Genomic DNA, 19,783 nt, shown 5'->3' with positions numbered 1-19,783 from the left:
TTATACAATTCCCATTTTAAATTCTAGTCAAAAAACTCTCGTTCCTCGTATTTTGCAGGGATTATTGAAATTCCTTTTTGCAGTAATAAATTGTTTGGGAAGACAATTTTTTCTCCTTCTTTAGTTTTTAAGCTTACATGAAAAGTATTGATGTCTTCAATTTCTGCTTCGATTGGAAAATCTTTGTCGTGTATTTTGATAGTATCTCCAATTCTGAATGGAAAAGAGAAAAATAAAACCATTCCAGAAGTAATATTGCTCAAGATAGACCATTGTGCAAACATAGCGACTCCAATTACAGTTGCAATAGAAGAAACAGTAAGAAAAATATCTTCAGTTTGTACACCCCAAATTATAATTAAACTTGTAGTGACCAAAATATTCATTAAAATATTAATGTACTTAATAACTAAATTGGTACGATGTTCAAATAACTGACTCGAAGCTGCAAAACTTCTAACCAGTTTTGCAATTACCATTCGAAGTACAATTAATACTAGAATGAGAATTATGGTTGCTATTATCTCGCGACTATACTCTTTAAAGGAAAACATAAATAAAATTTTTACACTAATGTAGTCAAAAATTCGTAGACTTTTGCTGTCGGAAGTCCCATAACATTGGTATAAGATCCTTCAACTTTTGCAACTGCCATAAAACCAAACCATTCCTGAATGCCATAAGCACCCGCTTTATCATAAGGTTTGTAGTTTTCTATATAATATAAAATAGCTTCGTCAGACAAATCATTAAAAGTTACTTTGGTAATATCATGCAATAGAGTAGAAGATTGGTTCGTTTTAAAACAAACGGAAGTAATAACCTCGTGTGTTGCATTAGACATCGATTTAATCATCTCAAAAGCTTCTTCAGCGTTTTTTGGTTTTCCTAAAGCTTTATTCTGATGCCATACAATGGTATCGCTGGTCACTAAAATTTCATTTTCTTTTAGTTCACCTTCAAAAGCTTTCGCTTTTAGTTCCGCAAGATAATCGGTAATTTCAGCTGCTTTTAATTGAGGTGGATAAATCTCTTCAACATCTTTTAAACGAATCTCAAAATCAAGATCTAAATCTTTAAAAAACTGCTGTCTTCTTGGTGATCCCGAAGCTAGAATGATTTTATATTTCTTTAATTTTTCTTTAAGCATTGTATTTGATGTTTAAGGCAATAACCAAGATTGATAGAATTCCAAAGAATAAAATTAGTTTTAAAATAGTACTCAGATGATGAAAATCTTTTTGAGATTTGGCATCAAATATTTTTACTATAAAGTATAATAAAGGCGCGAGAACTGTAGCAAAAGCATAAAAAACAGCTATATAAAGCTTATTTTCCATGAAATAAGTATTTACATAAAGAGCAGATAAAATAAACGGAATTATGGCAAAGCCTAAAGCGATTTTCGCTGCTCTTCCAACACCTATAGCAATCGGTAAAGTATTCATTCCTTGATTGTAATCGCCATTTACATCTTCAATATCTTTAACTATTTCCCTAATAAAATTAATCATAAAAGCAAACAAAGCATAATCAATTAAAATTGAAAAAAGACTAGCCATCTGCGCTTGATTTTCGGCAGTTGTTGCAGGAAAAATATCGAAAACACCAATAATTAATACACTTAAAGCAAGAAGTAACGCTACCACAAAGTTTCCTAAAATCATGATTTGTTTTAAGGTTGTAGCATAAAAATACAATAGAGTAGCAATTAAGATAAAAAGTGATGCAAAAGTTGGCCTCAGAATAATATTAGAAAGAATAAATCCTAGAGCAACTCCTGAAATATTTAATCCAATATAGATATTATAGGCTGCTGTTTCGGTTATTCCTTTCCCTACCACTACATCATTTGGTTTGTTGATACTATCTGTTGCCACGTCATAAATATTGTTAATGACATATCCTGCTGCTGCTAGCAAAACGGTGCTTAAAATCAATAATCTGTACTGCCAATCTGATAAAGCAAGCGGAATATTCTGCTGTTTTAGAAAAGCATAACGGAAAAGAAGCTGCATAAAAGCCAGCATTAACAAATTTTTATATCGAATAAGTTTTAGGAATTTCATTTTCTTTTAAGTTGCAAAGGTTCTGAGGAACAAAGGTTCAAAGGTTTTATTGGCTCTCAAGCTTTGTCAAAGTTTAAAACTTTGACAAAGCTAATTACGCTAAATAATCAGGAATCTAAAATCTAAAGTCAACAATCTAAAATAATTTAGTCATGTTTTCCATTAAAATACTCCATCCATTTTCCTTGTACTTTCATCACTTGTTCGATAACGTCTCTTGCCGCTCCACGTCCGCCTTTTACATGAGAAATGTAACGGCAGATATTTTTGATTTCAGGGGTAGAATCCTGAGGACACGTTGGAAGGCCTACTAATTTCATAACGTGAAAATCAGGAATATCATCTCCCATATATAAAACATTTTCGTGCTTTATATTGTTGATTTCGGTATAATCTTTAAAGGTTTTTACTTTGTCAGGAGTTCCCAAATGAATGTCTTTCACACCTAAATTTTGAAGACGAATACGAACACCTTCGTTGCTTCCGCCAGAAATAATACATACGTTATAACCGCTTTCAATTGCAGCCTTTAAAGCAAATCCGTCGCGAATATTCATTGTTCGCAACATCTCACCTTCGTTGGTTACAAAAACAGAACTGTCTGTTAATACGCCGTCTACATCAAAAACAAATGTTGTGATGTCATTCATTATTTCTTTATAACTTTTTGCCATTATGCTGTATAGATTGTGTTAGGATTTTATAAATATTTTTTTTGTTTTCGTCTTGTAAAAAGGCTATATGGGCTTCTGTAGTATTTGAGTCGTGTCTTATAGCCGGACCAGTTTGCGCATCAATTGGATCTAGAGTATTGATTTTGTCCGCAGTTTCTTGAATGAGAGGTCTTAAAATAGCAAACGGCAGCTGATTTTCTTCACAAACTTCTTGTCCCAAAGAATATAAATGATTTGTAAAATTGCTGACAAAAACAGCTGCAACATGAAGTGCTTTACGCTGTTGAGAACTAACAGAATGAACTGCTGTAGAAATACTTTTAGCAATGGATTCTAATAACTTAAAATCGGCTGTATTTTCGGCTTCCAAACAAAAGGGAATAATCGAATAATCAATAGCTTTATTCTTTGAAAAAGTCTGGAGCGGATAAAAAACACCACGACGATTCTTAGGATTTAAAATATCAATTGAAGAGGTACCAGAAGTATGAACCACAAATTGATTGTTAAAAGGAAGCTGTTCAGAAACTGCTGTAATTGCATTGTCTGAAACGGCAATTATATGCAAGTCTGCCGGCTGGATTTCATTATAATCCGTGACAATTTTTTCATAGTCAACTAAATGCAGCAACGTTTCCTTCTTTCGTGAAAAAACCTGTTTAATTTCAACGGTTTTACTTCCATCAAAAGCTTTTATCAAATGCTGTGCTACATTGCCGGAACCAATAATTGTTATCTGAATCATAAAAGCAAAATTAGTATTATTTTTTATAAAGATAATTTGTAACGAAAAGTTTTGATTCAGATTGTAGAGATTGTGATTCTTTTGCTTCTGAAATTCTTTTTGTAATTATCAAAACGAAAGCTGAATAGCGTATTTATTTTGTTTTGACTGTAATCAGCGAAAAGAATCGGTTAAATTTCTCTAGATATAGTTTTGTAAATATAAGTGTACATTTTTGAGAATTTGATTAAATTCACCGTTATATATTTGGTTTTTATTAACAAATATCGCATGTCTCAAATAAACATTTTTAAGTACTTTTGTGCCACTTTATATACAATGTAATTCCTTAAAAATGGATAAAAAAATATTCTCTTTTTTGTTTTCTACACGTTTAATGGCCGTTCTTTTTATTGCATTTGCAGCAGCAATGGGTATTGGAACTTTTATCGAAAGTAAATACAATACAGATACAGCCAGAATTCTAATTTACAATACTTGGTGGTTTGAAGCCATAATGGTAGTTTTCGTTATTAACTTCTTCGGAAACATCAAGCGTTATCAATTACTTAAAAAAGAAAAATGGGCAACTTTATTACTTCACTTAGCCTTTATTTTTATCATTATAGGAGCTTTTATTACAAGATATATTAGTTATGAAGGAATGATGCCGATTCGTGAAGGAGCGGCTGAAAATCAAATATATTCTGATAAAACTTTTTTAACCATTTTTGTCGATGGCGAATATAAAGGAGAAATGAAACGAAGAGTTTTCGAAAAGAGTCTTTTATTATCTCCTGCAACTAATAATGATTTTTCTATTTCTGGAAAATTTGACGAAACTCCTTTTGAAGTTTCTTATGCTAATTATATCATGGGAGCAAAGGAAGTGGTCAAAGAAGATCCAAACGGAACTTTATACCTTAAATTAGTTGAAGCAGGTGCCGGCGGACGTGAAGAACATTACTTAAAAGAAGGCGAAGTTCAGAACATTCATAATGTTTTGTTTGCTTTAAATAAACAAACAGACGGAGCCATCAATATTAATACTAAAGGTGATAAATACACTATTCAAACGCCTTTTGAAGGAGAATTTATGAGAATGGCCGATCAGCTTAAAGGTAAAGTTACTAAAGATGATGTACAGCCTTTAATGATGCGTTCTTTATACAGTATTGGAGATATTAGAATTGTATTTCCAGATCCTGCAATGAAAGGAAAAGTAGAATATGAATCTAATAATGATTATAAAGCTAAAACGCATTCAGATGCTTTAGTTGTCAAAGTAAAAGCCGAAGGACAGGAAAAAGAAGTAATGCTTTTTGGTTCTAAAGGACAGGTTGGAGAACCTAAAACAGTAAAAATTGGAAACATTGAATACTCTTTATTTTATGGAAGTAAAGCGTATGTTTTACCTTTCAAAGTGAGACTAAATGACTTTATTGCTGATAAATATCCTGGAACTGAAAAAAGTTATTCTGCGTTTAAAAGTAAAGTAACCGTTCAGGATTCTACAGAAACTTTTGATGCCGATATTTTTATGAACCACGTTTTGGATTATAAAGGATATCGTTTCTTCCAATCTTCATTTGATCCAGACGAAAAAGGAACTGTTTTATCTGTGAACCATGATTTCTGGGGAACTAACATTACTTATTTTGGATACTTTATGCTTTACATAGGTTTAATGGCAATTATGTTTACAAAACATTCTCGTTTTGGCGATTTAAAACGTAAGCTGGAAGCTGTTAAAAAGAAAAAAGAAAAACTAATTACGATTTTAGTTTTAATGTTAAGTTTAAGTGGTTTTGCACAGCAGACACCACATGTTCACTCGCACGACCATGACCATACACATGCAACAGATCCAAACGATCACGCCAATCATGTAACTGCACCGCCAAGTAAAAAGCAGTTAGATTCGTTATTGAATATTTATAAAGCTCCAGAAGCACATGCCGCAAAATTTGGACGTTTGATTATTCAGGATGCTGGAGGAAGAATGAAGCCGATTAATACGTTTTCATCTGAATTACTTCGTAAAGTAAGCCACAGTGATAAATATAACGAGATGAATTCTGACCAGGTGTTTTTATCGATGACACAATATGCTCAGGTTTGGATTCAGGTTCCTTTAATTTACATTAAATCAGGAAATGACAGTATCCGAAAAATTATTGGTATTGATCCGAAAGATAAATATGCTCCATTTGTAAAGTTCTTTGATGAACAAGGAAATTATAAACTATCACCTTATTTAGATGCTGCTTATAAAGCCGCAAATCCTAATCAGTTTGAGAAAGATTATATTGAGACAGATAAAAAAGTAAACTTAATGGAATCTGCTTTAAGCGGTAGCATTTTAAAGATATTCCCAGTTCCAAATGATCCAAATCATAAATGGGTTTCGTATTTAGAACGTGAAGGAGCTGGATTTAAAGGAATGGATTCAACTTATGTGAAACAAATCCTGCCTTTATATTTTAGTGCTTTGAATAACGGTTCGATCGCGAAGAACTTTGATACAGCTGATAATTTAGTAGAAAGTATTCATGGTTTCCAAAAGAAATTTGGAGCCAAAGTAATGCCTAGCGAACAAAAAATTGATGCAGAGATTGCCTATAACAAATATGACGTTTTTCAAAAATTATCGTATTGGTATATTACAGCGGCAAGTTTTATGTTCATTCTTATTATTGTCAATATTTTCTTTGAGAAAAAATGGCTGCGTATGACAATAAACGGATTCCATATTATAATTGGATTGTTATTTGTGCTTCATACATTAGGATTAATAGCGCGCTGGTATATTTCTGGGCATGCACCTTGGAGTAATGCTTATGAATCTATTGTATATGTGTCTTGGTCAACCATGTTCTTCGGATTGGCTTTTGACAGAAAATCAAAATTAACAGTTGCTTCATCTGCATTCGTTACTGCTATGATTTTAATGGCGGCATACTTGAACTGGATTGATCCTGAAATTGCGAACTTACAGCCAGTTCTTAATTCTTATTGGTTAATGATTCACGTTGCAGTTATTGTAGGTAGTTATGGCCCAACTGCATTAGGAATGATTTTAGGTTTTGTGTCATTATTATTGATTTTCTTTACAACAGAGAAAAACAAAGCTAAAATGGAATTAAACATTAAAGAGATCACTTATATCAACGAAATGTCTTTAACTATTGGTTTGATCATGCTAACGATTGGAAACTTCCTAGGTGGACAATGGGCAAATGAAAGCTGGGGACGTTACTGGGGTTGGGATCCAAAAGAAACTTGGGCTTTAATTTCGATTATGATTTATGCTTTTGTAATTCACGCTCGTTTTGTTCCTGCTTTAAGAGGCAAATGGTTCTTCAATTTAATGAGTATGTATGCTTTTGTATCGATTTTGTTCACTTATTATGGAGTAAATTTCCACTTGGTTGGTTTACACTCTTATGCTAGTGGAGAAGCACATTCATTAAGCTGGATTTATTATTGCCTGATAACAATTTCTTTAATAGGAGCGATTACTTATCCAAAATATAGAAAATACTATAAAACCAAAAAGATTAAAAAATAAATCATCAAATTAATTATTGATTCGTATCGAAAAAGCTCAGTTTTTATGCTGAGCTTTTTTTTGTATTTTAATAACGTTTATTTGAAACAGCACCTTTTACACTGAACTAAATATTAAAAAGCTTTTTGTCTATAAAGACCCCAGCGGGGTCAAATATTTATAGAATTTCAATAAGAGAATTAAAAAAGCTCCGGAGGAGTGACATTATATTATAGCATGCAAAAAATATGTCGCTCCGCTGGAGCTTTATATTGGAAGCATTTAATTCTTTCTATAAATATGCCACTTCTCCGAAGCTTACAAAAAAGAGGCTATCCTTTTTGAGACAGCCTCTTTTTGAGTTTTATACAAAATTAGATTTTAAACTTTTCCTAAAGTATAAAGTTGTTCCATTGTTGGAGTTGGACTTCCTCCAGCAGGCTCTAAAGTGATTCCAAAAGCTTCTGCCGAATCCGTCTGACTTACAGCAAAGATTTTTTGAGTATTTCCTTCAAAATTATCCAATAAACCGATACTTGTTGGTGTAAGAACCGGACTTAATTTTAAAGACCAAACCTGATAAACCATGCCTTTTGGTGGAGTTGGTAATCCAGCAGCATCGATATAAGTCGTTTTAGTTTGCTGGTTCCAGTATACTTTTGCAAAAGAAGTTGGAGAAACCGCCTGACCGCCAAGAGTAACACCAGTATTTTTAATATCCCTAACAATATTTAAGTTTTTCTCTGTCTGCTTATTCTGCTGGTCTAAGAAAGCATATTCTCGTTGAATTTTATTTTTCTCATTTCCAACTGTAGAAATAGCATCTTTGGTTTTTGATAATTCCAAAGTCTGATATCCTAAACCTAACAATAGTAATACTGCTGCAGCCCAGCCCACATATTGAGACCAGTTTGAAGCTGGTTTCATATCGACTACTTTTCCATGTTTAAGCTCCAGACGTGCTTTAATCTTCTCAAAATTCTCCACAGAATGGAAAGGAGAGAAGCTCGATGATAAAGCAATTACAGCCTTTTCAATCGAAATAATTTCCTGATCTACTTCAGGATTCTTTTTGGCTAATTCAGCTATTTCTAGGTTTTCCTTTTCGCTTAATAAGCCGTAAACGTACAACTCTAGAATTCCTGATTCTATATATTCTTGTGCTTCCATTATATTTTTAAATAATTACGTAAATCGTTAATACAGTTTCTGTTTTGCGTCTTTATAGTTCCCAGTGGCAGTGCCAATTCTTCTGAAGCTTCTTGCTGGGTATATCCTTTAAAGAATAATAAATTAATGATCTCAATACATTTTGGTTTCAGTTTTTTAACGAACTCTTGAATACCAATTGCATCAATTTTGTTGGTTAATTTATTACTGTCATCTAACAGATTTACGAAATTATCCGAGGAAAGGTTTTTTTGACTGTTATTAAAGTTTTTAGAACGAAGCTTATCGATCGAAGTATTTCGAGCAATATTAAGAATCCAGGTGTAAAATCGTCCCTTACTTTCATTGTAAGAATCGATGTTTTTCCAAATTTTTACGAAGACGTCTTGGAGAACATCTTCTGCTTCTTCTCGATTTTTGATTAGGACATGAATGACAGAAAACAAACTTTTAGAGTACATATCGTACAAATGTGTAAAAGCTTTTTCGTCCTTTTTGTAAATTAAAACTAGTAGTTCTTCTTGACTCATAGATTTGGCTTTTTAAAGTTTAGACAAAAAATGTTAGGCGTTATTCGGTATTCTTTTATAAAGGTAAATTATTTTTTTCTGATTTTTCTTATTTTTTTTCATACTCTGAAGCCTTTAAAAATAAGGGATTTAAAAAAATAGATGATTTTTTTTACTTTTTTTAAAACCAAAAACAATCCGATTACGTAAATGATTTTATAGGTAAGAAAAAGATCATAATAATTTGATTCTAAATAACAGGCATTGAATAGTATATCTAAAGTCGTTCTTTAAAAAACAATATTATGGATAGCAAGCAAATAATAAGAATACTCATCGTCGGATTAACCACTGTGTTGGCGATGACCGTTTTTAATGAGAACGACTTTAAAAAAGAAGCGACAATTATAAGCCAATTTGAAATTTAGTTGAGATTGAAGAATTCATTATAAATAGATAAACTTTTAAGATTATGGATTTTATAAATATTTTCGATTTGCTGGTTTTTATTTTGGTGTTTATCAAGTTGTATAAGCAGTGAGATTGGATATGTTCTTTAAATTTTAGATATAAAAAATAGTATAGTTGATGTACTCGGACTTCCAAATCGAAGACTTTTTATTATGTCATGACGGTTAAGTAAGATTCAAGTTGATACAATACAAGCCATTTGAAAATATTTTGATAGTGCGTTAGGCATTGGGGGATAAAAAGATTTTCAGTATAACCGAGTCATCAACTATAATTTTAAACATATATTATTTTAGTAATAAAGAGGCATAATAATTAATTCATGGTTTGATTTGTTTGTATGGGGGGAAGCCTAACGTCTGATTAACGTTAGGCTTCATTTTTTTATTTAACTTTTGATTAATAAAATTTAAGTTCTAGTGAAGTGTATTTTAGCTAATTTTATAAAAAATTATACGATGAAAAATATAGCAATTTTAGTTTGCAGTGCATTATTTATGATGGCCTCGCAAGTTCAGGCTCAAACGAGCCATAAACCTAAAAAAGAAATTATGGCAAAAGAAAACATTTATCAATTTAAAGTTGAAGATTTATCAGGAGATACTTTTGATTTTGCGTCTTTAAAAGGCAAAAAAATCATGATTGTAAATACGGCTTCAAAATGTGGTTTAACACCTCAGTACAAAGATTTGGAAGCTATTTACAAAGAATATAAAGATAAAGGTTTCGTAATTGTAGGTTTTCCGGCCAATAATTTTGCTTCTCAAGAGCCTGGAACAGCAAAAGAAATTGAAAGTTTCTGCCAGCAAAACTACGGTGTAACTTTCCCGATGATGAACAAAGTTTCAGTTAAAGGAAGCGATATGTGTGAGGTTTATAAATTCCTAACTCAGAAATCTAAAAATGGTTTACAAGATTCTGAAGTGGAATGGAATTTCCAGAAATACCTAATTAATGAAAAAGGAGAGTTAGTTAAAGTAATTAAACCAAGAACTTTACCAACAGATCCAGAAGTTATTAATTGGATAAAGAGCTAAAACAAAAAAAAACTCAAATTTGAAATATTTCAAATTTGAGTTTTTTTTTAGCTTCAAAGATACAAAGTAGCAAAGAGACAAAGTTTAAAATACTTTGCGAACTTTGCTTACGCTCCTTGCGTTCTTAGCGGTTAAACCAAAATCAACTGCATGAAAACCAAATCCAGCCAGTGATCAAATTTGTAGCCAACTTCACGAATGGTTCCCGTTGCTACAAAACCAAATTTTTCATGAAAAGCAATACTTCCAGCATTATCGGCATCAATGGCACCAATCATAACGTGATAACCTTGTTCTTTTGCTAGTCGAATTAACTCAGTTAAAAGTTTAGAACCAATTCCTTTTCCAATTATATTATCTACCACATAAACCGAATGTTCTACAGTATACTGATAACCGATTTTTTCGCGAAATTGTCCATAACTTCCAAAACCAACTACTTCACCATCTAAGTCTGCAACCACAACCGGAAGATTTTTAGCTTTTTTATTTTCAAACCATTTTTGCTGTACTTCTAAAGTCTGAATTTCATAGCTGTAATTGGCTGTTGTATGTAAGATGGAATGATTTACTATTTCTAGAATTTTTTGTAAATCGTTTTCAGTTGCTGGTCTTAAAATGATACTCATTGTATTTATGTAATTATTTTTTGTTTAGTTCAGCCAGTAAAGCGTCAACATCTTTAGAATCCCAGCCCATTTCTTTTGCAATGGCTTTGGCTTCTTTAGCATATTCTAAAGCTTTCTTTTTGTCTTTTATTTTGTTATACAGTTTGGCTTCGAGTAAATTTCCGTCATACGAATCATTTAATTCCAAAGAATGATTTACCCAAAAAATAGCTTTTTTCAAGCTTTCTGTATCATTAATATGTTTGAAATAAGTATTCCCAATTTCTTTAAGAAAGCTCGCATCTTTCCAAGCTAATTTCTCAGTATCTTCAAGAGTAACTTTTTTATAAAAATCCCATTTTTCAGTTCTTTCTGCCAAAGTTAAATCAAATTTAAAAACCAGCGAATCTGTTTTCTGTAAACGAATTGATTTTGCTATTTCTCTTTGTTTGTAATAGTTCACAGTATCTAAATTGTCAACCAATGGACGCAACAGTTCATTTACAATACTTTCAATCTTTCTGTCAATTCTAGTTTGCGAAGCAACAGCAGCAAATTCTTTTTGATGTTTTAAAACATACTGGAATTCTCTGGATTTAATATCTGTAACACCGTTTGCAATCACTCTCCAGTTTAATTCACTAACCAATTGAGCATCGGATTGCGTGTTTAAATATGTATGTGTTGCCGGAGACAATTCCGTTCTGTCTTTTCCTTTCTTTAAAGTGTTCAAATAAGTGAAATATTTATCTGAATTACTTGGATCAGCCATAAATTCTTTTTCTAAATAAGGCAACTGCATTTTAGGATTCAATGAATATCGAAGTTCATTTAGAAAATCTGCTTTTTTCATTTCTCCTTTTAAGGCGTAAATCAAGGTTTCATTGGCATCAAGAAACAAAAAAGTAGGAAGCGACTTGGTAGTGAATTTAGTCTTTAAAGCGATTCCTTCTTCTTTTTCAATATTTTTATAAGTACATACGAAGTTTTTATTTAGAAAATCAATTACAGTAGGGTCGCTTAAAACTTCCGTTTTCATCAAATTACAATGCGGACACCAATCTGCATAGAGCATAACAAAAAGCGGTTTTCCTTCTTTTTTAGCAGTTTCCAACGCTGTTTTATATGGAATGTCAACAGGAACAAATTGATTTTGAGAACTTATGGTTTGAAAAGTAACGGCTAAAAAAAGTAGTAAAAAGAAACGCATAATTAAGTCAGGCTTTTATTAATAATTCGATTTTACAAATATATCTCCTTTTTTGAGAAAGAGCCTTAATATATTCCTAATTATAACTTAAATCAACTGCGAAGTTTGTAACTTTGTAAGCAAGATTAAGAAAAATCAAATCAAGGATTTTTCTTTATAAAAGTAATATACGATCAGAATGATTTACCCCAAAATAGCGCTTGCACAAAGCATTATCGAAATTTTATCAGCCAAAGGCATTGTTAATATTATAATTTCTCCGGGATCAAGAAATGCTCCTTTAACAATTGGGTTTGCTCAAAATCCTAATTTTAAATGTTACAGCATCGCAGACGAACGATGCGCGGCTTTTTTTGCGTTGGGAATTGCACAGCAAACCAAACAGCCGACAGCTGTGGTTTGTACTTCAGGATCAGCCTTATTGAATTATTATCCAGCTTTCGCGGAAGCATTTTACAGCCAGATTCCGTTAATTGTTATTTCTGCTGATCGTCCCCAGAGTAAAATTGATATTGGTGATGGTCAAACAATTCGTCAGGAAAATGTTTTTTTGAATCATTCGGTTTTCAATGCTAATCTTACAGAAGAAGCTTCAGAAGAAAATGATCTAAAAATTAATCAAGCTATTGAAACGGCTATTCTAAAAAAAGGCCCAGTTCATATTAACGTACCTTTTGAAGAGCCTTTATACGAAACTACAGAAGAACTTTCGATTCAACCAATAATTGCCAAATTCATTTCAGATAATAGTCCAAAAACTATAGAAAACAGCGAGGAGTTTGTTTCTATTTGGAAAAAAGCAAAACGAAAATTAGTTCTCGTTGGAGTTAATGAAGCCAATACAATTGAAAAAGAAATTATCGAAAATTTAGCTTCTGATCCTTCGATTGTTGTTCTTACTGAAACAACTTCTAATTTGCATCATCCAAATTTCATTAATAGTATTGATACTTTAATTACGCCATTTGATGATTCTGATTTTGAAGCATTTAATCCAGAAGTTTTAATCACTTTTGGAGGAATGGTTGTCTCTAAGAGAATCAAAGCTTTTTTACGAAAATACAAACCGGAACATCATTGGCATATTGATACTTTACGAGCTTATGATACCTTTGGCGCACTGACCCAGCATTTTGAAATGCAGCCAAATGATTTCTTTAAAGATTTACTTTTAAAAACATCTTTTACAGAAAGTGATTATTTTGAAAGTATCAATTCTGTTTACAAAGAAAGACTCGAAAAAAGAAAAGAATATCTAAAAGAAATTACTTTTTCTGACTTTAAAGTTTTCGAGAAAGTAATTGAATCACTTCCTAAAAACAGCCAGCTTCAGATCAGTAACAGTTCAGCGATTCGTTACGCTCAGTTAATAGATATTGATGAATCGATAGAGGTTTTCTGCAACAGAGGAACCAGCGGAATAGACGGAAGTACTTCAACGGCAATTGGTGCAGCAGTCGGTAATTCAAAACAAAATGTATTTATTACTGGCGATATTGGATTTCTGTATGACAGTAATGCGCTTTGGAATGCCTATATTCCTAAAAACTTTAAAATTATTTTAGTGAATAATGGAGGAGGAGGAATATTCAGGATTCTTCCTGGACATCAAGAAAAACCTGTATTTAATACTTATTTTGAAACGTCACATCATTTAACAGCAGAACATTTGTCCAAAATGTATGACTTTAATTATGTAAAAGCTTCCGATGTAAAATCATTAGAAGACGGTATTAAGGAAATGTATCAAAATGATGATAATCCAGTTATTTTAGAAGTTTTTACACCAACATTTGAAAATGATAAAATCCTGAAACAATATTTTAAAGAATTAGTTTAAAAAATATAGAGCACCTTGAGTGCTCTATATTTTTATCGAATTGGAATCGGAAATACTGGTAGACTAGTATGTCCTAAATTGTCTACTGACTGAACAGCAAAGAAATAATTGTCTTTAGAATATGGAATTTCAATTTGAGTTTCTTTTGTAAAAAAAGTCTTTTCCCAATGTGATGAAGCTGTTTCTCGCATTAAGATTTGATAACCATATGGAACTTTATTTTCTGGAGCAGACCAGATGAGCGTGGAAGAATTCGAAAGTTTCTTTACTTCAATTCCAACATTCACAGGTTTTTTTGGAGATGATGCTAAATTGGCAAGAACGGCTAAGTTAGCACAAGTGTTTTTTCTTAGATATTCAAAATCCATAAATTCAGGAAGATCGCCGTAAACAGTATTATTTTCTGTTCTTAAATCCTGATGCTGATGATCAAAATTTTCATTCATTTCACATAAGCGAACGGCCGTAAATCCATTTTGGCTAAATGGCGTATGATCACCGCCTCGAAGAAAGCGATCATTTCTATAGACCAGTTTAACTGTTAATTGATCTACATATTGTTCTGCAGTAGTTTTAATATAACGTGCTAATAATCTTGATGGACTGTCATTATCACGACTTGTGGCTTTTCGCATTTTTGCTTCTTCCTCTGTTTCTAAATAGGGAATAGTTTCACTAAAAACACGAACCTGTGTATTGTCTCTCAGGTTAGTACCGCTGGACAAACTATTTCCGATCATGTCATTATTAAGCATCGCAGCGATATTCCAATTGGAAGCTTTCGCCTTTTCTGCAAGATAGCGCGCACCAATTAGCCCTTGCTCTTCGCCTGTAACAGCAACAAAAATAATAGTAGCAGGAAAAGATCTTTTACTCATTACCTTTACTAATTCAATAATAGCGGCAACTCCAGATCCATCGTCGTTGGCGCCTGGAGCATTGGATTTAGCATTCATTACATCAGTAACACGAGAATCAAGATGACCGCTAATAATAAGAACTCGATCGTCTGTTGGATCAGTTCCTTTAAGAGTTGCCATAACATTTCCGATGTAACTGTCTGCTGGAATTCTTTTTCCATCGGCCTTTGCAGTAAAGTAATCAATACTAGACGTTAATCTTCCGTTAGATTCAAGTGCAGCTTTGTCAAATTCTGATTTAACCCATTGCTGCGCTGCGCCCATTCCTTTTGTTTTGCTTTTAGTATCGCTTAAGGTATGCCTTGTACCGAAAGAAACTAATTTATTGACTGTTGCTTGAAGATTTTCAGTTTTAATTTCGCTGATCATTCTTCTTATTTCAGGATCTTCAGCAACTTGCGAAAGTGAAAGTTGAGTAAAGACTAAAAAAGAAGAAATAAAATAAAGGAATTTCTTTTTCATTGATTTGGGATAAATTATGGATATCTTTCAAATTTAATTAAAAAAGCGAATAGAGTTTAAAATGTTTTTATCTAAAACATTTTTCGTTTTACCATTTTCAAACTTCGTACCTTTGCATCACAAAACTTAGTTGTTTAATCAACTTAGAATATTAAAAAAATGTTAGAAATAGGAAAATACAATACTCTTACTATATTACGTGATACTAAAGTTGGTTTGTTTTTAGGTGATCCTGAAAACGATCCCGAAGGTGTTCATGATGTTTTATTGCCAAATAAATATGTTCCAAAAGAGTTTGAAATAGGAGAAGAATTAATCGTTTTTGTTTATCTGGATCACGAACAGCGCCCAGTTGCAACAACTTTAGTTCCTTATATTTTATTGAATGAATTTGCTCTTTTACGTGTCAATTACATTAATAATGTTGGTGCTTTTATGGATTGGGGAATGGAAAAAGATATTCTTGTTCCATTCAAAGAACAAGCTCGTCCAATGGAAAAAGGAAAACGTTATTTGGTTTATTTATACATGGATAAACAAACCAATCGTTTGGTTGCCTCTAGTAAAACCAATCAGTTCTTAAGCAATGATGATTTGACTGTAGAAAAAGGCGAGGAAGTAGATTTAATCGTTTCTCATATTACTGATATGGGAATCAATGTAATTATAAACGAACGTCACAAAGGTCTTTTATATAAAGATGAAGTTTATGATGATTCAATTAGAACAGGTCAGAGATTACGTGGTTATATCAAAAATATTCGCCCTGATAATAAAATAGATGTTGCACTTCAAGCACAGGGATTTGAAAGTGTTGAGCCTAATGCAGAGAAAATCTTAAGCGAACTAAGAGCAAGCAGAGGATTCTTAAGGTTAAATGATAATTCGCATCCGGAAGATATCAAGACCGTTTTAAAAATGAGTAAAAAATCATTTAAAAAAGCAATTGGTACTTTATATAAAGAGAGACTTATTGAAATTAAAGAAGACGGAATTTATTTAATTAATTAAATTCTAATATCAAAATTCCAAATTCCAAGCTTTGATTGAATACAATAAAACTGGAATTTGGAATTTTTATTTTTTTGCAATTTACGAAGTAAAGTTATTATAACACAAAAGGCTGCTCATTACGAGCAGCCTTTCGCTTTTTATTCTAGTTTTAAAAAAAATTGTAATTAAAAAAAAACAGAAATAAAATAATTCGAATCCATCTCAGAATAATAGCTTTACGTATTTTAGAGATTATTCCATTGACGGTATGTCTTTTAAACAATTCATGTAAATATCTTAAAATCAAAAAGAGAATTTCACGGCTGTTCCATTGGTTTTTAAAATAACTTTTAGAAAGTGTGAATTAGTATTTTTCTCTTTTCGTTATCATTTATATACTAATTATATACAATTCTAACCTTTAACCTTAGGTGTTACTTTTTTCTTTTTGAAGTTTCGACAAACACATAAATCATTTGCTCTTTACTTTGAGGTTTGTTAGTGAAAACCCTAAAAAAATGAGCGACAAATTTTTTAAATTTTCTCAAAAAAATCATTTTTTAGGTTAATAAATCAGTGAAAGAAAATCAATCTGAAATCAGTGAAATAAAATGTATCTCATTGATTTCTAGGGTGTAAAATTAATTATTATTTTTCTAAACTAATGTTAAAAAATGTTATTTTTTGTAAGTAAATACCAATTGTTAACATTGCGTATCGATTTCGTCAAGACTTAACCCAAATTGAGTAGGTAAAATTGTAAAAATGACTTATTTTTACACTATAATATTTTAATACAAAAATCAAAATGGATTGGATTACAGCCAGAGAATTTGAAGATATAACTTATAAAAAATGCAACGGAGTAGCGAGAATAGCCTTTAACAGACCAAATGTTAGAAATGCTTTTCGTCCTAAAACCACTTCAGAATTATACCAAGCTTTTTATGATGCACAAGAAGACACTTCGATTGGAGTGGTTTTACTTTCTGCTGAGGGACCTTCAACAAAAGATGGAATTTATTCTTTCTGCAGCGGTGGGGATCAGAACGCACGTGGACATCAAGGCTATGTTGGTGACGACGGACAGCATCGTTTAAATATACTAGAAGTACAGCGTTTAATTCGTTTTATGCCAAAAGTGGTAATTGCTGTTGTTCCCGGATGGGCGGTTGGCGGCGGACATAGTTTGCACGTAGTTTGCGACATGACACTTGCAAGTAAAGAACACGCTATTTTCAAACAAACAGATGCTGATGTAACAAGTTTTGATGGGGGTTATGGATCTGCTTATTTAGCTAAAATGGTTGGACAGAAAAAAGCTCGAGAAATTTTCTTTTTAGGAAGAAATTATTCTGCTCAAGAAGCTTTTGAAATGGGAATGGTAAATGCTGTAATTCCTCATGATGAATTGGAAGCGACTGCATACGAATGGGCCCAGGAAATTCTTCAGAAATCTCCAACTTCTATTAAAATGCTGAAATTCGCCATGAACTTAACAGACGACGGAATGGTTGGACAGCAGGTTTTTGCTGGTGAAGCAACTCGTTTGGCATACATGACCGAAGAAGCCAAAGAAGGAAGAAATGCTTTCTTAGAAAAAAGAAAACCAAATTTCGGAGAAAATAAATGGTTGCCATAATAATTTTAGATTTCTGATTTTAGATTTTAGATTCTCAATCTATTATTTTTAATCAGAATACAATAATCTAAAATCTACATTCTAAAATCTAAAATTACAATATGAAACATTGGATTGAAGCCGCAAGATTGCGCACATTACCTTTATCAGTTTCTGGAATTATAGTTGGAAGTATTTATGCTTTATCAAATCCAACAGAAACTATTAATACACCAACTGAAGTATTCAGCTGGAAGATTTTTGGTTTCGCACTTTTAACAACATTAGGTTTACAGGTTTTATCCAATTTTGCCAATGATTATGGTGATGGAGTAAAAGGTACCGATAACGCAGATCGAGTAGGCCCACAACGTGCTATTCAGAGTGGTGTAATTACGCCGCAGGCAATGAAAAAGGCCATTATAATTACTTCTATCTTAACTTTATTAGTTGCAATAATCTTGATTTATTTTGCCTTTGGTAAAGATAATTTTGGCTATTCAATTTTCTTTTTATTACTAGGAATTGCTGCGATTGTTGCCGCAATAAAATATACTGTAGGTAATGCTGCTTATGGTTACAGAGGATTTGGAGATGTATTCGTATTTATTTTCTTCGGATTAGTAAGTACTTTAGGAGTAAACTTTTTATATGCTAAAGAAGTAGATCCGCTTTTAATTCTTCCAGCCATTTCAATTGGTTTATTGAGTGTAGGAGTTTTGAATTTAAATAATATGCGCGATCAGGAATCAGATAAAAAAGCAGGAAAAAATACTATTGTAGTACAAATTGGCGCTGCAAACGCAAAAGTGTATCATTATACTTTAATTATTACTGCAATGCTTTTGGTTGTAATTTTTGCTATTCTAAGTGATTATAACTTTGACCAATATTTGTTTTTACTGGCATATATTCCTTTAACTAAACATTTAATTACAGTTTATAAAAATCAGGATCCTAAACTGTTAGATCCAGAATTAAAAAAATTAGCATTAAGTACTTTTTTACTTTCTATTTTATTGACAGTTTGCATGATTTCTTTGATTTCAGACATTATTGTAAACTTGTTTTTAGGAGGAAGATAAGGATACTATAAATTTAAAATTAGACAAAAATGAAAATTACATATTACGGACACGCGTCTTTAGCTATTGAAGTAGGAGGAAAGAATATTATTGTGGATCCATTTATCACTGGAAATCCAAAAGCTTCAGGAATTGATATCAACTCTTTAAAAGCCGATTATATTTTGGTTACGCATGCTCATGGAGATCATGTTTTGGATGTTGAAACCATTGCAAAAAATACAAATGCTGTGATTGTTTCAAATGCTGAAATCGCAACTTATTACGGAAGCAAAGGATTCAATTCGCATCCAATGAACCACGGTGGAAGCTGGAAATTTGATTTTGGAAAAGTAAAATATGTAAATGCAATTCATTCAAGTAGTTTTCCTGACGGAACCTACGGAGGAAATCCTGGCGGATTTGTAATTGAAGGCGAACACAAAAATATTTATATCGCTGGAGATACTGCTTTGACTTATGACATGAAGTTGATTCCGCTTCGTACAGAATTAGATTTAGTAATTCTTCCAATTGGAGATAATTTCACAATGGATGTTGAAGATGCTATCATTGCTTCAGACTTTGTAGAATGCGACAAAATCTTAGGATATCATTTTGATACTTTTGGTTACATTGAAATCAATCACGAAGAAGCTATTCGTAAATTTTTCGATAAAGGAAAAGATTTAATGCTTTTAGAAATCGGAGAATCGATAGAATTATAAATATCCTAAGTATAGCCGAAGAAAGGAGATAATTCCTGATTCGGCTATATTTTTTAAAGGCAAAAAGAAATTGTTATTTGGCACAATCTATGTTATTGAAATACTGGAGTTTTTAAAATAAAAAATCATTTTA

The 19,783-nt window shown here is 32.0% G+C and carries 17 protein-coding genes; 7 read left to right on the top strand and 10 right to left on the bottom strand.

Going from position 1 to position 19,783, the window contains the following annotated elements; genetic code table 11:
• Positions 1-23: 23 nt before the first annotated feature.
• The 5 genes from P2W65_RS18480 to P2W65_RS18460 form a co-directional block, all read right to left on the bottom strand.
• On the bottom strand, positions 24-554 hold the full coding sequence (locus P2W65_RS18480) for a mechanosensitive ion channel domain-containing protein (RefSeq protein WP_289659893.1): 531 nt from the start codon (positions 552-554) through the stop codon (positions 24-26).
• A gap of 11 nt (positions 555-565) precedes the next feature.
• Positions 566-1,150: a Maf-like protein gene (locus P2W65_RS18475; protein ID WP_289659891.1), complete on the bottom strand. Its 585-nt coding sequence runs from the start codon at positions 1,148-1,150 to the stop codon at positions 566-568.
• A complete protein-coding gene (locus tag P2W65_RS18470; protein ID WP_289659890.1) occupies positions 1,143-2,069 on the bottom strand; it encodes a geranylgeranylglycerol-phosphate geranylgeranyltransferase in 927 nt (308 codons plus the stop codon). The genes P2W65_RS18475 and P2W65_RS18470 overlap by 8 nt, the downstream gene beginning before the upstream one ends.
• A 146-nt stretch (positions 2,070-2,215) precedes the next feature.
• Positions 2,216-2,743 carry a KdsC family phosphatase gene (locus P2W65_RS18465; RefSeq protein WP_289659889.1) on the bottom strand — a complete coding sequence of 176 codons (528 nt, stop codon included), beginning with the start codon at positions 2,741-2,743 and terminating at the stop codon, positions 2,216-2,218.
• A complete protein-coding gene (locus P2W65_RS18460) occupies positions 2,727-3,488 on the bottom strand; it encodes a Rossmann-like and DUF2520 domain-containing protein (protein ID WP_289659888.1) in 762 nt (253 codons plus the stop codon). Before P2W65_RS18460 ends, P2W65_RS18465 begins: the two co-directional genes overlap by 17 nt.
• A 334-nt stretch (positions 3,489-3,822) precedes the next feature.
• Between P2W65_RS18460 and P2W65_RS18455 the strand changes: the two genes are divergently transcribed.
• A complete protein-coding gene (locus P2W65_RS18455; protein ID WP_289659887.1) occupies positions 3,823-7,038 on the top strand; it encodes a cytochrome c biogenesis protein in 3,216 nt (1,071 codons plus the stop codon).
• A 360-nt stretch (positions 7,039-7,398) separates the two neighbouring features.
• On the opposite strand, the gene P2W65_RS18450 is transcribed toward P2W65_RS18455, so the two are convergent.
• Positions 7,399-8,187, bottom strand: coding sequence for an anti-sigma factor (locus P2W65_RS18450; RefSeq protein ID WP_289659886.1), 789 nt, complete (start codon positions 8,185-8,187; stop codon positions 7,399-7,401).
• Positions 8,187-8,717, bottom strand: coding sequence for an RNA polymerase sigma factor (locus P2W65_RS18445; RefSeq protein WP_289659885.1), 531 nt, complete (start codon positions 8,715-8,717; stop codon positions 8,187-8,189). The genes P2W65_RS18450 and P2W65_RS18445 overlap by 1 nt, the downstream gene beginning before the upstream one ends.
• Positions 8,718-9,625: 908 nt before the next feature.
• Here P2W65_RS18445 and P2W65_RS18440 point away from each other — a divergent pair.
• Positions 9,626-10,204 (top strand): glutathione peroxidase, encoded by a 579-nt coding sequence (locus P2W65_RS18440; protein WP_289659884.1) that lies wholly within the window; start codon positions 9,626-9,628, stop codon positions 10,202-10,204.
• A gap of 131 nt (positions 10,205-10,335) precedes the next feature.
• On the opposite strand, the gene P2W65_RS18435 is transcribed toward P2W65_RS18440, so the two are convergent.
• On the bottom strand, positions 10,336-10,833 hold the full coding sequence (locus tag P2W65_RS18435) for a GNAT family N-acetyltransferase (RefSeq protein WP_289659883.1): 498 nt from the start codon (positions 10,831-10,833) through the stop codon (positions 10,336-10,338).
• 13 nt (positions 10,834-10,846) lie between these two features.
• Positions 10,847-12,022: a thioredoxin family protein gene (locus P2W65_RS18430; protein ID WP_289659882.1), complete on the bottom strand. Its 1,176-nt coding sequence runs from the start codon at positions 12,020-12,022 to the stop codon at positions 10,847-10,849.
• A gap of 178 nt (positions 12,023-12,200) precedes the next feature.
• On the opposite strand from P2W65_RS18430, the gene menD reads away from it, so the two are divergent.
• Complete coding sequence (gene menD, locus P2W65_RS18425) at positions 12,201-13,862, top strand: 2-succinyl-5-enolpyruvyl-6-hydroxy-3-cyclohexene-1-carboxylic-acid synthase (RefSeq protein WP_289659881.1); 1,662 nt, start codon at positions 12,201-12,203, stop codon at positions 13,860-13,862.
• Between the two features lie 32 nt (positions 13,863-13,894).
• On the opposite strand, the gene P2W65_RS18420 is transcribed toward menD, so the two are convergent.
• Positions 13,895-15,244 carry a M20/M25/M40 family metallo-hydrolase gene (locus P2W65_RS18420; RefSeq protein WP_289659880.1) on the bottom strand — a complete coding sequence of 450 codons (1,350 nt, stop codon included), beginning with the start codon at positions 15,242-15,244 and terminating at the stop codon, positions 13,895-13,897.
• 159 nt (positions 15,245-15,403) lie between these two features.
• On the opposite strand from P2W65_RS18420, the gene P2W65_RS18415 reads away from it, so the two are divergent.
• The 4 genes from P2W65_RS18415 (at position 15,404) to P2W65_RS18400 (ending at position 19,650) form a co-directional block, all read left to right on the top strand.
• The gene (locus P2W65_RS18415) at positions 15,404-16,255 is read left to right on the top strand and encodes a CvfB family protein (RefSeq protein WP_289659879.1); all 852 of its coding nucleotides are present in this window, start codon (positions 15,404-15,406) and stop codon (positions 16,253-16,255) included.
• 790 nt (positions 16,256-17,045) lie between these two features.
• The gene (locus P2W65_RS18410; protein WP_111376371.1) at positions 17,046-17,879 is read left to right on the top strand and encodes a 1,4-dihydroxy-2-naphthoyl-CoA synthase; all 834 of its coding nucleotides are present in this window, start codon (positions 17,046-17,048) and stop codon (positions 17,877-17,879) included.
• A 101-nt stretch (positions 17,880-17,980) separates the two neighbouring features.
• Positions 17,981-18,943: a 1,4-dihydroxy-2-naphthoate octaprenyltransferase gene (gene menA, locus P2W65_RS18405; protein ID WP_289659878.1), complete on the top strand. Its 963-nt coding sequence runs from the start codon at positions 17,981-17,983 to the stop codon at positions 18,941-18,943.
• A gap of 29 nt (positions 18,944-18,972) precedes the next feature.
• Complete coding sequence (locus P2W65_RS18400; protein WP_289659877.1) at positions 18,973-19,650, top strand: metal-dependent hydrolase; 678 nt, start codon at positions 18,973-18,975, stop codon at positions 19,648-19,650.
• Positions 19,651-19,783 lie beyond the last annotated feature (133 nt).

Source organism: Flavobacterium panacagri, from assembly GCF_030378165.1.
Lineage (GTDB): Bacteria > Bacteroidota > Bacteroidia > Flavobacteriales > Flavobacteriaceae > Flavobacterium > Flavobacterium panacagri.
Note: the sequence above shows the minus strand (reverse complement) of the source record. Positions and strands in the feature narration are given on the sequence as shown.

What these genes read in the sequence shown, in the direction of transcription:
- P2W65_RS18480 (WP_289659893.1), bottom strand. Translation starts at nt 554, where the DNA reads ATGTTTTCCTTTAAAGAGTATAGTCGCGAGATAATAGCAACCATAATT.
- P2W65_RS18475 (WP_289659891.1), bottom strand. Translation starts at nt 1,150, where the DNA reads ATGCTTAAAGAAAAATTAAAGAAATATAAAATCATTCTAGCTTCGGGA.
- P2W65_RS18470 (WP_289659890.1), bottom strand. Translation starts at nt 2,069, where the DNA reads ATGAAATTCCTAAAACTTATTCGATATAAAAATTTGTTAATGCTGGCT.
- P2W65_RS18465 (WP_289659889.1), bottom strand. Translation starts at nt 2,743, where the DNA reads ATGGCAAAAAGTTATAAAGAAATAATGAATGACATCACAACATTTGTT.
- P2W65_RS18460 (WP_289659888.1), bottom strand. Translation starts at nt 3,488, where the DNA reads ATGATTCAGATAACAATTATTGGTTCCGGCAATGTAGCACAGCATTTG.
- P2W65_RS18455 (WP_289659887.1), top strand. Translation starts at nt 3,823, where the DNA reads ATGGATAAAAAAATATTCTCTTTTTTGTTTTCTACACGTTTAATGGCC.
- P2W65_RS18450 (WP_289659886.1), bottom strand. Translation starts at nt 8,187, where the DNA reads ATGGAAGCACAAGAATATATAGAATCAGGAATTCTAGAGTTGTACGTT.
- P2W65_RS18445 (WP_289659885.1), bottom strand. Translation starts at nt 8,717, where the DNA reads ATGAGTCAAGAAGAACTACTAGTTTTAATTTACAAAAAGGACGAAAAA.
- P2W65_RS18440 (WP_289659884.1), top strand. Translation starts at nt 9,626, where the DNA reads ATGAAAAATATAGCAATTTTAGTTTGCAGTGCATTATTTATGATGGCC.
- P2W65_RS18435 (WP_289659883.1), bottom strand. Translation starts at nt 10,833, where the DNA reads ATGAGTATCATTTTAAGACCAGCAACTGAAAACGATTTACAAAAAATT.
- P2W65_RS18430 (WP_289659882.1), bottom strand. Translation starts at nt 12,022, where the DNA reads ATGCGTTTCTTTTTACTACTTTTTTTAGCCGTTACTTTTCAAACCATA.
- menD (WP_289659881.1), top strand. Translation starts at nt 12,201, where the DNA reads ATGATTTACCCCAAAATAGCGCTTGCACAAAGCATTATCGAAATTTTA.
- P2W65_RS18420 (WP_289659880.1), bottom strand. Translation starts at nt 15,244, where the DNA reads ATGAAAAAGAAATTCCTTTATTTTATTTCTTCTTTTTTAGTCTTTACT.
- P2W65_RS18415 (WP_289659879.1), top strand. Translation starts at nt 15,404, where the DNA reads ATGTTAGAAATAGGAAAATACAATACTCTTACTATATTACGTGATACT.
- P2W65_RS18410 (WP_111376371.1), top strand. Translation starts at nt 17,046, where the DNA reads ATGGATTGGATTACAGCCAGAGAATTTGAAGATATAACTTATAAAAAA.
- menA (WP_289659878.1), top strand. Translation starts at nt 17,981, where the DNA reads ATGAAACATTGGATTGAAGCCGCAAGATTGCGCACATTACCTTTATCA.
- P2W65_RS18400 (WP_289659877.1), top strand. Translation starts at nt 18,973, where the DNA reads ATGAAAATTACATATTACGGACACGCGTCTTTAGCTATTGAAGTAGGA.